12 protein-coding genes are annotated in these 11,847 nt (G+C 39.1%); 8 read left to right on the top strand and 4 right to left on the bottom strand.

Annotated features, from left to right (window positions below; translation table 11 throughout):
• Positions 1 to 83 precede the first annotated feature (83 nt).
• A complete protein-coding gene (locus tag KJS37_RS01865; protein ID WP_213495666.1) occupies positions 84 to 701 on the top strand; it encodes a sugar O-acetyltransferase in 618 nt (205 codons plus the stop codon).
• A gap of 36 nt (positions 702 to 737) precedes the next feature.
• Here KJS37_RS01865 and KJS37_RS01860 read toward each other — a convergent pair whose 3' ends face one another.
• Complete coding sequence (locus KJS37_RS01860; protein WP_017369403.1) at positions 738 to 914, bottom strand: DUF2929 family protein; 177 nt, start codon at positions 912 to 914, stop codon at positions 738 to 740.
• 106 nt (positions 915 to 1,020) lie between these two features.
• On the opposite strand from KJS37_RS01860, the gene KJS37_RS01855 reads away from it, so the two are divergent.
• Positions 1,021 to 4,137, top strand: coding sequence for a DNA polymerase III subunit alpha (locus tag KJS37_RS01855; RefSeq protein ID WP_213495664.1), 3,117 nt, complete (start codon positions 1,021 to 1,023; stop codon positions 4,135 to 4,137).
• A gap of 8 nt (positions 4,138 to 4,145) precedes the next feature.
• Here KJS37_RS01855 and trhA read toward each other — a convergent pair whose 3' ends face one another.
• On the bottom strand, positions 4,146 to 4,799 hold the full coding sequence (gene trhA / locus KJS37_RS01850; RefSeq protein WP_017369401.1) for a PAQR family membrane homeostasis protein TrhA: 654 nt from the start codon (positions 4,797 to 4,799) through the stop codon (positions 4,146 to 4,148).
• 167 nt (positions 4,800 to 4,966) lie between these two features.
• Between trhA and fakB the strand changes: the two genes are divergently transcribed.
• From fakB to KJS37_RS01825, 5 genes are all read left to right on the top strand, one after another.
• A complete protein-coding gene (gene fakB / locus KJS37_RS01845) occupies positions 4,967 to 5,803 on the top strand; it encodes a DegV family protein (protein ID WP_003133969.1) in 837 nt (278 codons plus the stop codon).
• A complete protein-coding gene (locus KJS37_RS01840) occupies positions 5,796 to 6,620 on the top strand; it encodes an SGNH/GDSL hydrolase family protein (RefSeq protein ID WP_308442727.1) in 825 nt (274 codons plus the stop codon). The genes fakB and KJS37_RS01840 overlap by 8 nt, the downstream gene beginning before the upstream one ends.
• Entirely contained in the window at positions 6,610 to 7,194 is a 585-nt protein-coding gene (locus KJS37_RS01835; RefSeq protein ID WP_096368679.1) for a YpmS family protein, read from the top strand. Before KJS37_RS01840 ends, KJS37_RS01835 begins: the two co-directional genes overlap by 11 nt.
• A 117-nt stretch (positions 7,195 to 7,311) precedes the next feature.
• Positions 7,312 to 7,587 carry a non-specific DNA-binding protein Hbs gene (hbs, locus tag KJS37_RS01830; protein WP_003133973.1) on the top strand — a complete coding sequence of 92 codons (276 nt, stop codon included), beginning with the start codon at positions 7,312 to 7,314 and terminating at the stop codon, positions 7,585 to 7,587.
• A gap of 246 nt (positions 7,588 to 7,833) precedes the next feature.
• Positions 7,834 to 8,979 (top strand): cysteine desulfurase family protein, encoded by a 1,146-nt coding sequence (locus KJS37_RS01825; RefSeq protein WP_308442728.1) that lies wholly within the window; start codon positions 7,834 to 7,836, stop codon positions 8,977 to 8,979.
• 111 nt (positions 8,980 to 9,090) lie between these two features.
• On the opposite strand, the gene cysK is transcribed toward KJS37_RS01825, so the two are convergent.
• Positions 9,091 to 10,011 carry a cysteine synthase A gene (gene cysK / locus KJS37_RS01820; RefSeq protein WP_213495658.1) on the bottom strand — a complete coding sequence of 307 codons (921 nt, stop codon included), beginning with the start codon at positions 10,009 to 10,011 and terminating at the stop codon, positions 9,091 to 9,093.
• A gap of 182 nt (positions 10,012 to 10,193) precedes the next feature.
• On the opposite strand from cysK, the gene KJS37_RS01815 reads away from it, so the two are divergent.
• Positions 10,194 to 11,120 carry a glucosaminidase domain-containing protein gene (locus KJS37_RS01815; protein WP_213495656.1) on the top strand — a complete coding sequence of 309 codons (927 nt, stop codon included), beginning with the start codon at positions 10,194 to 10,196 and terminating at the stop codon, positions 11,118 to 11,120.
• Positions 11,121 to 11,218: 98 nt separating this feature from the next.
• On the opposite strand, the gene KJS37_RS01810 is transcribed toward KJS37_RS01815, so the two are convergent.
• The gene (locus KJS37_RS01810) at positions 11,219 to 11,845 is read right to left on the bottom strand and encodes an MBL fold metallo-hydrolase (protein ID WP_096368675.1); all 627 of its coding nucleotides are present in this window, start codon (positions 11,843 to 11,845) and stop codon (positions 11,219 to 11,221) included.
• Positions 11,846 to 11,847 lie beyond the last annotated feature (2 nt).

The raw sequence follows: 11,847 nt of genomic DNA, 5'->3' as shown, positions 1-11,847 counted from the left end.
AATTGGGGATTTTTATTTTTACTTTTTAATATTTTTTCCTATCACAATTTGATATACTTGTTGCAATACTGAGAGGAGAAACAATGTCAGAATATCAACGTATGATTTCAGGGCAACTTTACAGTGCATCCAAGATTGAAAAAGAGTATGATCCACAACCAGGAAGAGTACTTGCCCAAAAGATAAATCAAACCAGCCTAATGGATCAAAAAGAAATTATTGCTTTAGAGAAACAATTGTTTGGGAGTACAGGAAAATCTATTTATGTGAATCCGCCACTTCAAGTCGATTATGGTTTTAACACACACATTGGTGAAAATTTTTATGCCAATGTGGATTGTACCTTTTTGGATGTTGCGCCCATCACTATTGGAGACGATGTAATGTTTGGACCTCGCGTAAGCCTGATTACACCATTGCATCCTATCGATGCAGCTGTTCGGGTTCGAGGGCTTGAATATGCAAAACCAATCACTATTGGCGATCGTGTATGGCTCGGTGCAGGTGTTATTGTGAATCCAGGTGTTAGTATTGGTGAGGGAACGATTGTAGGGTCAGGAGCAGTAGTTACTAAAGATCTGCCCGCACATGTCATCGCTGTGGGAAATCCGGCACGTATTTTAAGAGAAATTAGTGAGACAGATCAAGAGTATTGGGAGCTACAAGAAAAGGATTATTATGACACAAAAAAAGCAGATTAAAAACCTGCTTTTTTTGATCGGTCTTTGAAAGAGAGATTAATGCTTTGGTTCCACAACTCCGACTTTACTAATGAGTAAAACAAAAAGTCCGAATACCAGTGAGACAACCAAAGTGCTAAACGGCTTGTCAGCTACCCCAGCGAGTGCGGTCATGATGTAACCTACAACTTCGCCGATAACGGCTGACCAGAAAAGAGTTACAAGTACTTTCATAATAATTCTTCTTTCGATTTTTCTTCAAAATAAAGTATAATACTATTAGAGCTAAAATTCAAGAATTATGCGAAAAAAGTATAAAAACAAGGGAGAAAGGGGTCATATGTTTGCACAACTCAACACCAAAACAGAGTACAGTTTTTTAGACAGTGTTGTCCGAGTGGATGATTATCTGAATATGGCAGAAAAAATGGGCTATAAACAACTCGGCATTTGCGATGTTGGAAATCTACATGGTGCTTATCGCTTTGCTATTAAAGCGCAAAAGAAAAACATACAGCCCATTATTGGAATTGAGCTTGTTTTTGAGCTAGAAACCTTACCTGTTTCCTTTAGTTTTATTGCAAAAAATACTGAGGGTTATAAAAACCTTTTAAAAATATCCTCCAGCTATAATTACGGACGCCACCGTTTTTCTGATATTGAGAGCTTTTTAAAAGATGTGGCTTTGGTGGTACCCGAGTCTTATGCAAATCTCTCTGCCCTTTCACAGATTCAGGCAGAAGTATATGTGGGAGTCTTGCCTACTAGCACCGAGCAAATATCACTTCAGTTTCCCCCCCTTCCATTCAACCCTGTACGCTACTTGTCACAGGCCGATAATGAAAGCCTTGAAGTTCTGCATGCGATACGTGACTTAATACCTTACAATCAAGAGTTGACGTTATCAAATGCTGAACTTTTACAGAGGCCAGAAGTCTATGAAAAATTATATGCTAAGAATTATCCTCAAGCTTTAGATAATCTTGAAAATTTAGTGGAAAATATTTCATATGACTTTAGTGAAAAGTTAGGATTACCTCAGTTTGATAAACAAAGAGATGCTGCGGAACTCTTACGCGAAAGAGCAGAAGCCCATCTGCCTGTAGGAGAAGTTTACCGCACACGTCTTGAACATGAACTTTCGGTCATTCATCAGATGGGTTTTGATGATTATTTCCTTATCGTTGCGGACTTATTACGCTATGCAAGTGAAAATGCTATCTACTGTGGGATGGGGCGCGGCTCTGCTGCTGGTTCATTAGTAGCTTACACATTGGGGATTACTCATGTTGATCCTGTGGCAAATAATCTCTTCTTTGAGCGTTTCCTAAATCCAGAACGTGTCGCGATGCCCGATATCGATATTGACATGCCCGATACCAAACGTTCCGAGTTACTTGCTTATATGAAGCGACGATATGGAAGTGACCACGTGGCGCAGATTGTAACTTTCTCGACCTTGGGTAAACGTCAAGCTTTACGTGATGTAGGAAAAGCTTTTGGAATGAATGAGGCTGAGCTCTCTTCTCTTACACGGATGCTTGGACAACGTTTTGGTTCCCTTCGTGATGAATACGAGGAAAACCCTAGGCTTAAGGCTGAAGTTTTGCGCGATAGCCGTTTGCAAAAAGTATATGAGATTGCTACTCGGATTGAGGGATTACCCCGTCAAACCTCAACACATGCTTCAGGCGTAGTGTTAAGCCAAGAATCTTTGGTCAATTACGTCCCTCTAAAACCATCCGATGATTTGGCACTCACACAGTATGAGGCACTGGATGTCGAAGCAATCGGGCTTTTAAAAATCGACTTTTTGGGTTTACGTAATTTAACGATAATTGAGCGTTTGTGCGAATTAGTACAACAACGTAAAAACGTGCGTATTGATCCCTTGCACATTGATTTAGAAGATGAAAAAACATTAGCACTTTTTCGCGCTGGAAATACTCTAGGTATTTTTCAATTTGAAAATCCACAGATGAGACGTTTCTTGCGTAATCTAGCCCCAACAAAGTTTGAGGATATTGTTGATGCGACATCTATTTTTCGTCCAGGCCCTTCACAGTTTATTCCACAATTTGTTGCTCGACGTCACGGACAGGAAAAAGTAGAAGTCGTTGACGAGACTCTGACAGAAATATTAGCCCCGACTTATGGCATTATGATTTATCAGGAACAAATCATGCAAGTTGCACAACGCTTTGCTGGCTTCTCTTTGGGTAAGGCTGACTTGCTCCGCCGTGCAATCTCAAAGAAGAAAGGAAAAGAATTTGAAGAGCTCCAAGCTGAATTTTTAGCAGGTAGTCTGAAGCTTGGGCATACTGAAGCACAAGCTATGGAGATATACCGTCTGATTGAACGTTTTGCTAACTATGGTTTTAACCGTTCCCATGCCTATGCTTATGCTGCTTTAGCTTTTCAAATTGCCTACTTCAAGGCGAATTATCCCGATGAATTTTATGAGGTCCAACTGCGAGATCGCAAAAGAGAGAGTATGATTCAAGACGCTTTGGATAATGATTTCCAAATGGAGCAACCTTTCATTAATCGGATGCCCTATCATGACAGAGTAGAAAATGGAAAAATTGCCTTAGGCTTAGCAAATGTACGGACCATTCCACGAGATATGGCATTCTGGATTGTTGAACATAGACCCTTTAATGATTTAGCCAATCTTGTAAAAAGTTTACCGCAAAATTTCCAGAAAGAAGATTATTTACTTCCTCTTGTGCAAATTGGAGCCTTTGATGAGCAAGATAGGAACAGAGGGAAGCTTGCCCAGAACTTACCGACTTTGATTGATTATAACCAAAATATCCAACTGGATCTTTTTCGAGATTCTGCCTTAAAATTCTCTTTTCAAGATGCAGAGGATTATCTACAATCAGAGAAATATGAGTTTGAAAAGCAATTTTTAGGCGTTGGGATTACGCCTCATCCTTTGCAATCTTTAGCGCTTAAACTGAAAACAAATTTTACAGCACTGACCGAGTTGCAAAAAAATAAGCGAGCGACTGTACTAGTCGAACTGCTTGCCGTGCGTACCCACCGTACAAAGACTGGGGAGACAATGGCTTTCCTATCGACAACTGACAGTAAGGAAAATTTTGATATTACTCTTTTTCCAGAAAATTATCGGCGGTTTATGGCAAATCTTGAAAAAGGAAAATTTTATTTAGTCTCTGGGAAAGTTTCTGAAAGAAATGATGCTTTGCAAATGCTTGCTGATCGTGTTATTGAAGTAGAAGACACACAGCGTAAACTGTGGCTAAATCTTGAAGATGCAAGTCATAATTCACGCGTTTCTCAAATTTTACGTGAATTTCCTGGGGGGATACAAGTTATTCTGCATTTTGCTGATACAAAAAAAACCACACAGACTCAGGTCTATGTGGAAGAAAATGATTTACTTTTGAATAAGTTGAAAACCTATGTCTTAAACGCTGTTTATAAATAGCGTTTTTCTTATGAGCCAACATAACCATAGATGGAGAACCACATCAGCATTGCGGCACCCAGAACAAAAAGATGCCAAACCACGTGAGCGAAGGGGAATTTGTAACGATAAATAATAGCGCCGACAGAGTAGATCACCCCTCCTCCAACTAAAAACCAGAAGCCATAGGCAGGAAGAAGTTGCCAGAGAGGGTAAATAGCAAAAAGAATAACCCATCCCATAACGATATAAAGAACAGTTGAGCCACGAGGTACTGTGTTCCATCGTGGAAGATAGATAGCTGTAACGACGATTCCTAAGATTGCACAGAGCCAAACAAGTGCTAACATCCCCCAGCCTAACCAATTTCCTAAAGTAACGAGGCAGTAAGGTGTATAAGTCCCAGCGATGAGTAAAAAGATACCGCTATGATCAAAAACTTGAAAAACTTTTTGGGCGCGTGTAAAGTGAAGACTATGTGCCAAAGTTGAAAAGAGAAAAAGCAGTACAAGAGAGGCACCATAGATTGAAAAGGCAACAATCTGTATCGGTGAGTGATTGGCTACTCCCTTAAGGATGAGTAAAACAAGTCCTGTAATAGCAAGACCAGTTCCTATCCCATGTGTGATGGCATTAAAGACCTGGTCGACAATTTGATAAGCACGAGAAGCTGGCTTTTCCATTGATCTCCTTCTTTCCACAATAATTTCGCTTTCCAAAATCAAAATATTTATAAATTTGAAAAAGAGCATTAGCGAAATTGCAGTTCATTTGGTATAATATTAATATATATTAACATAGATTGTTTAGAAAAGAAATCGAAGTCTTTTTATTTTGATTTGGAGAAAATATGACAATTAAAATTGTGACAGATTCATCAATAACGATTGAACCAGAATTAGTAGAAGAACTTGATATTACTGTAGTTCCATTATCGGTAACTATTGACGGTACAACTTACCTTGATTCAGACTTACCCTTGGACTCATTTATGGAAAAAATGAAGGCTTCAAAGGCGTTGCCTAAAACAAGCCAGCCTCCTGTAGGGGTCTTTGCAGAAAAATATGAAGAAATTGCCAGCGAAGAAGATGCGATTATTTCCATCCATATCACTGAAAGTTTAAGCGGTACAGTACAAGCAGCGCGTCAAGGAGCGATGCTTTCTGGTCGTGATGTAACAGTTCTTGATAGTGATTTCACGGACCAAGGTTTAAAATTCCAAGTAGTGGAAGCTGCACGATTAGCTAAAGAAGGTCTCGGAAAAGAAGAAATCTTAGAGAGAATAAATCATGTACGTGAAAATACAGAACTTTTTATTGGGATTTCGACGCTCGAAAACCTGGTTAAAGGAGGACGTATCAGTCGTACAACAGGGATCGTAGGAAGTCTTTTGCATGTACGTATCGTGATGGAGCTTAAAAACCGTGAGTTGGGTGTAATGACACGAGGACGTGGAAATAAGACCTTTACAAAATGGTTAGATGAAACAGTAGAACATATCGCAAGCTCTGGGCGCAAGATTCGTGAGATTGGTATTTCACATGTAGAAGGTCTTGATTTTTCTAATAAAGCGAAGGAAGCTTTGCAAAAATTTGTAGAAAAACCTATTTCTATCTTAGATACGAACTCTACCATTGCTACTCATACAGGACCGGGTGCTTGGGCTGTTATGATTGATTATGAATAAAAAACTGAAAATTATTCTTGAACTTGCTGGCTTTTTGCTAGCAAGTTTACTTGTATTCTGTTTGCTTTCTTTGCTGAGTGCTCCAGCTGGCAACCGTTTAAAAGAAGAAGTACAGAATCAAAATAATACCTTGAATTACGTGGCGTTGGGAGACTCATTAACTGAAGGTATTGGTGATGCAACAGGCCAGGGTGGTTTCGTCCCTCTTTTAGCAAAAGAGGTAGAAAACCAAACCACAGAAAAAGTAGAGTTACAAAACTTTGGTCATGCGGGTGATACCAGTACACAAATCTACGATAGAATACAGAGCCGAGATATTCAAGCAGCTATAAAAGATGCGGATTTTATCACTTTAACTGTTGGTGGCAATGACGTCATGAAAGTCATCCGAGATAATGCTGCTCATCTTTCAAAACTTAAAGAAAAAGATTTTGAGCAACCTGCGCGCAATTATCAAACAGAACTGAAAAAAATATTTGATACTATTCGGCTAAATAATCCTAAGGCTCATGTCTATGTTTTAGGTATTTATAATCCTTTCTATATGAATTTTCCTAATATAACGGCCTTGCAAACAATCATTAATAATTGGAATATCGCGACGGAAGAAACTGTAAAAGAAGAGAAAAGTACAAGCTTTATTGCCATTAATGATTTGCTTTACAAAGGAATTGGAGGGGAGAAAGGTATTTCTGAAAATCAATCCCAAATCAATGACCTCCTTTATACAGCAGATAGTTTCCACCCCAACAACATTGGCTATCAAATCATGGCTGATGCAGTGTTCAAAGAATATCAGGTGATCAATGAAAAATAAAAAAACAATCTGGAAATGGCTCTTTCTTGCCCTATTAGCAATTAATCTAGGAACTTTTGCTTTCATTTCGAGTCGCGTATTTAATGTACGAGATCAACAATCTTTAGGACAAGGAAGTAAGCCTACAGAGACGACAGAAGTTGCCAAAATAACGACTGATCGTAACCAATTAAACCAGCTTATTAATACTTATTTGCAAGATTTTCAGACATCAGAGATGAGCTACAAATTCTATTTATCGAACAGTCAAGCTGTATTAGAAGCCTCGTACCAACTTTTTGGTCAAAAAATTCCGCTCTATATCTATTTCGAACCTCTGGCTTTAAATGATGGTTCTGTTGCGCTTCAAGTGAAGAACGTCTCGGCAGGGACATTGAACTTACCTACAAGCGCTGTTCTCGCTTATGTGAAGTCAAGTATTAAACTTCCAAACTTTGTCGAAGTTTTGCCGACGAAGGACCAAGTCATATTACATTTACCACAACTTGCCTTAGCAGATAACTTATACTTAAAAGCAAATCAGCTAGATTTAGTCAGTGGAAACTTTACTTTTAATTTGATGATTCAACCTTAAAATCAGCTAAAAACCGCAGAAAAACGCTGTTTAGGCTTGCAAAGGGACACAACATTTGATAAAATGAAAAGTGCCTAATAAGAACAGGTAAAACAAAATATGGAGGACATTTTTAAAATGGCTAACAAACAAGATCTTATTGCTGAAGTTGCAGCAAAAGCTGGATTGACTAAAAAAGATGCTGAAAAAGCAGTTAACGCTTTCGGTGAATCAGTAACTGAATTCCTCGCAAAAGGAGAAAAAGTTCAACTTATCGGTTTCGGTACTTTCGAAACTCGTGAACGTGCAGCTCGCGAAGGACGCAACCCACAAACTGGTGCAGCTATCCAAATCGCAGCAACTACAGTTCCTGCATTTAAAGCTGGTAAAGCTTTGAAAGACGCTGTTAAATAATCTAGCGTAGAAATACTGATACCGTGGTTAACCATGGTATTTTTTTATTGTTGATGTTATTCTAAAAGTTTTCCATCCCGTGTCGATATTTATAGGAAAACTAAATGATGGTGAACAGTTGTGCTCCTAACGATTTTCAAGCTGTAAAAAGCGCGAAAAAAGTGATAGAATGTAAGGATGAAAAAAGCTTTCTTTTATTTAAGCTAAGGAAGCTGCTAAATGTTATTCAGAAATGGGGAAACTAAAATCATTTACTTTGATAATTCAGCTACTACAGCTATAAATCCAGAAGTTTTACGTACATATACAGATGTAGCCACTAAAATTATGGGAAATCCCTCGAGCTTGCACAGTTTAGGAACGACTGCAACACGTCTTTTGGACGCTTCACGCCGCCAGATTGCGGATTTACTTCATGTTAAATCCGAGGAAATTTTCTTCACCAGCGGTGGAACAGAAGGCGATAACTGGGTCTTAAAAGGTGTGGCATATGAAAAAGAAAGATTTGGGAAGCACATCATTATCTCAGCCATAGAACATCCTGCAGTTAAAAATACTGCAGCATGGTTAGCTACGCAAGGCTTTGAGATTGATGAAGCACCTGTTGATGAACGGGGATTTGTTAAAGTTTCAGAACTTGAGGCATTAATCCGCGAAGATACAATTTTGGTATCTGTCATGGCCGTAAATAACGAGATAGGCTCTATTCAACCAATTAAAGAAATCGCTAAACTCTTGGAAAATCGTCCTACCATTTCTTTCCACATTGATGCTGTCCAAGCCATTGGTAAAATAGCTGTTGAGGACTTTATGTTGGAACGTGTGGACTTTGCAACATTTTCAGCACATAAATTCCATGGTCCACGAGGAGTAGGTTTCCTTTACATCAAATCAGGAAAACGCCTAGCCCCTCTTTTACATGGCGGTGGTCAGGAAAATAACAAGCGTTCGACGACTGAAAATGTGGCTGGTATCGCTGCTACAGCTAAGGCGCTTCGTCTTGCATTATCAGATTTTGATCATAAAGTTGAAAAAATTTGGCAAATGAAAGCGGTCATCTTCGAAGAACTCTCTAATCAAGAAAAAATTATCCTCTTTTCGGAAATGGATGACTTCGCACCAAATATATTGACCTTTGGAATTCGCGGAGTGAGAGGAGAAGTTGTTGTTCATGCTTTTGAAAAACATGAGATTTTCATCTCAACAACATCTGCCTGTTCTTCTAAGAAAAATGCTGCTGCCGGTACACTCATGGCGATGCATGTCAAACCTGATCTTGCAACCAGCGCTGTACGTGTCAGTCTGGACCATACAAATAATATGTTAGAGATTGAAGCCTTTCTTACAATCTTCCGCAACATTTATCAAGAAATGCTTAAAGTGGCGAATTGATAAAAGAATAAAAGCCCCGATTAAGTGTCGGAGCTTTTTTATCTGTTGTTTAAGCAAAGAGTTGGCTAAAATACAACTATTGATTTTTCTCTTAAGTTAAGAGTTTAAGAATTAAAAATCATACAGTTCGGTAGAGAGATAGCGTTCGCCATTGTCTGCAGACAAGGTCAAGACTTTTTTGCCTTTTCCTAACTCCTTAGCTACTTCAAGGGCAGCCCAAATCGCTGCACCACTTGAGATCCCTACAAGGAAACCTTGACTAAAACCAATTTTGCGAGCAGTAGCAAAAGCTTCTTCCACCGGGACATCAATTACTTCATCATAAGAAGAAGTATCCAATGCTTTCGGGATAAATGGAACACCAATCCCTTGAAGTTTATGTGGCTGTGGTTGACCGCCTGTTAAGACAGGAGAGCTTGCAGGTTCTACGGCATAACTTTTGAGCTTAGGATTAGATTTTTTCAGCACATGTGTGACACCAGAAATAGTACCCCCGGTACCAGCACCGGCCACGAAAGCGTCTAACCCGGTTTCGCCGAAAGCTTCTAGTATTTCTACAGCTGTTGTGGCTTCATGGGCAGCTGGATTAGCCGGATTGTCAAATTGAAGGGGGAGGAACCAGCCTTTTTCTTCTGCAAGACGTTCTGCTGTGGCAATGGCTTCATTCATCCCTCCAGCAGCAGGAGTTAAAATAAGTTCGGCACCATAAGCTTGAATCAATTTGCGGCGTTCGAGTGAGAATGTTTCTGGCATGACAATTACAACCTTGTAGCCTAAAGCAGCGCCAACAAAGGCAAGCCCAATACCTGTATTACCAGAAGTCGGCTCAATAATGGTTCCCCCTGCTTTTAGAAGCCCATCACGCTCTGCTTGACGAATCATATTGAGTGCAATGCGATCTTTTACAGAGCCTCCAGGATTAAATGCCTCGAGCTTAACATAAACTTCCGCACTGTCTTCAGGAAGATTTCGAAGTTTAATAATGGGTGTTTGACCAATAAGTTCAGTAATGTTTTCATAAATTTTAGACATAAAGTTCTCCTTTTATCTTTGATGATCCTGCTTCTTATTATAAAACCTACTTTATCAGTTTTACATAAAAAAAGCGAATGAACGCTATAAAAATATAATATCAAGGGTTATATAGTTTTACATTAGATAATAAATAGTATATACTTAGGAATAATGAATATTTTATTTATGGAGTTTTTAAAATGAATACAAAACACAAATTTTTATTTGGCGCAGCAGCTGTAGCTCTTACAAGCCTTGGGGCTGTAAAAGCTCAAGCAATGTCAGTACAAGAATTGGCTGAAGCAGCAACTCCAGTCGCAAACGAGTATGGTCTTTATCCATCAGTTATGATCGCCCAAGGTATTTTGGAAAGTAGTGCGGGACAAAGTGCATTGGCTGTGAACTATAACAATATTTTTGGAGTGAAATACACTTCAGGAAATCCAGTTTATTTGCCTACCCAAGAATTTCTTGACGGACAAATGCATAATGTCGTGGAGCCTTTCCAAGCTTATGCTTCAGTTGCGGAGGCTTGTGCAGCACAAGCACGTTTATTACGTGGATCTTTCTTGTATTCAGGTGTTTGGCGTGAAAATACAAGCTCTTATCAAGATGCAACTGCTTGGTTGCAAGGACGCTATGCCACAGATCCAAATTATGCTTCAAAATTAAATGCAGTTATTGCACAGTATGGATTAACAGCTTATGATGGTGGAGAAGTAGCCACAACTTCAACAACAAGCTATGTGACAACTACAACTTCTACCGATACAAGCTCATATGGTACACAAACCTATACTGTTCATGAAGGTGATACAGTCTACGATATTGCAGAACATTATGGTGTGTCAATGGATGCGATCCTCTCACAAAATGGTCTTTCAGCTATAGATCATATCATGCAAGGCCAAGTCCTCCAAATTCCATCAGCTGGAACTACTGCAACGACCACATCAACTACAAGTGCTACAACGATGGCTACAAGTACCGTTTATAGCTCTTACACTGTCCAATCAGGCGATACATTAACATCAATTGCTTCTGCTTATGGAAGAACAGCAGATGATCTTGCTGCAATAAACGGTATCACAGGGAATATCTATCCTGGACAAACATTATCTGTATAATAAAAAAATATCTCTCTCAAGTAGAGATATTTTTTATTGAGTAAAATTTCTAGAAGTTTATTAAACCTAATAAAAAAGCCCCTATGGGCTTTTTTATATTAGAAAAATGGATTATAAAGCTTTTCTTTTCCGATTGTCGTTCTTGGACCGTGCCCAGGATAAACTGTATAGTCTTCGGGAAGTGTAAAAAGTTTCTCCTCAATAGATTGCAGTAGTTGACTGTGATTTCCAGTGGGGAGGTCTGTTCTTCCAATTGCATCGGCAAAAAGTGCGTCACCAGAAAAAACAAGTTTTTCTTCTTCAAAAACCAGACTGATCCCTCCGGTAGAATGCCCAGGAGTATGACGCACGTGGAAACTCAGCCCAGAGAGATTATAAGGGGTATCACAGTCATAATATTCATCTGCATCACTCTTACAAATGACAGGTGAAGGCATCATTAAGGCTGAAGCATTGAGCTCGGGTTTTTTTAGCCACTCTTTTTCATTTGCATGCAGATAGACTTTAGCTTTGGGATATGCTTCCTTGAGAGCATCGAGTCCCATAATGTGGTCAAAATGTGCATGCGTGAGGAGAATAGCAGTTAAAGGTTTGTCAATTTCGTGGAGTTTTTCAATAATTTTTTCTGGTTGACTTCCAGGATCAATAAGTATACTCAAAGCAGAATTGCTCAGGATATAAGCATTTTCCTGAGCAATTTCACTAACGATTTTCTCGATTTTCATAA

The organism is Lactococcus formosensis (assembly GCF_018403745.1).
GTDB classification, from domain to species: Bacteria; Bacillota; Bacilli; order Lactobacillales; family Streptococcaceae; genus Lactococcus; species Lactococcus formosensis.
This window is presented reverse-complemented; position numbering and strand designations above follow the sequence as displayed.

Excerpts from the sequence above, each read along its gene's own strand:
- KJS37_RS01835 (WP_096368679.1), top strand. The coding sequence starts at position 6,610 with ATGAAAAATAAAAAAACAATCTGGAAATGGCTCTTTCTTGCCCTATTA.
- KJS37_RS01840 (WP_308442727.1), top strand. The coding sequence starts at position 5,796 with ATGAATAAAAAACTGAAAATTATTCTTGAACTTGCTGGCTTTTTGCTA.
- trhA (WP_017369401.1), bottom strand. The coding sequence starts at position 4,799 with ATGGAAAAGCCAGCTTCTCGTGCTTATCAAATTGTCGACCAGGTCTTT.
- KJS37_RS01860 (WP_017369403.1), bottom strand. The coding sequence starts at position 914 with ATGAAAGTACTTGTAACTCTTTTCTGGTCAGCCGTTATCGGCGAAGTT.
- cysK (WP_213495658.1), bottom strand. The coding sequence starts at position 10,011 with ATGTCTAAAATTTATGAAAACATTACTGAACTTATTGGTCAAACACCC.
- hbs (WP_003133973.1), top strand. The coding sequence starts at position 7,312 with ATGGCTAACAAACAAGATCTTATTGCTGAAGTTGCAGCAAAAGCTGGA.
- KJS37_RS01815 (WP_213495656.1), top strand. The coding sequence starts at position 10,194 with ATGAATACAAAACACAAATTTTTATTTGGCGCAGCAGCTGTAGCTCTT.
- fakB (WP_003133969.1), top strand. The coding sequence starts at position 4,967 with ATGACAATTAAAATTGTGACAGATTCATCAATAACGATTGAACCAGAA.
- KJS37_RS01855 (WP_213495664.1), top strand. The coding sequence starts at position 1,021 with ATGTTTGCACAACTCAACACCAAAACAGAGTACAGTTTTTTAGACAGT.
- KJS37_RS01865 (WP_213495666.1), top strand. The coding sequence starts at position 84 with ATGTCAGAATATCAACGTATGATTTCAGGGCAACTTTACAGTGCATCC.
- KJS37_RS01810 (WP_096368675.1), bottom strand. The coding sequence starts at position 11,845 with ATGAAAATCGAGAAAATCGTTAGTGAAATTGCTCAGGAAAATGCTTAT.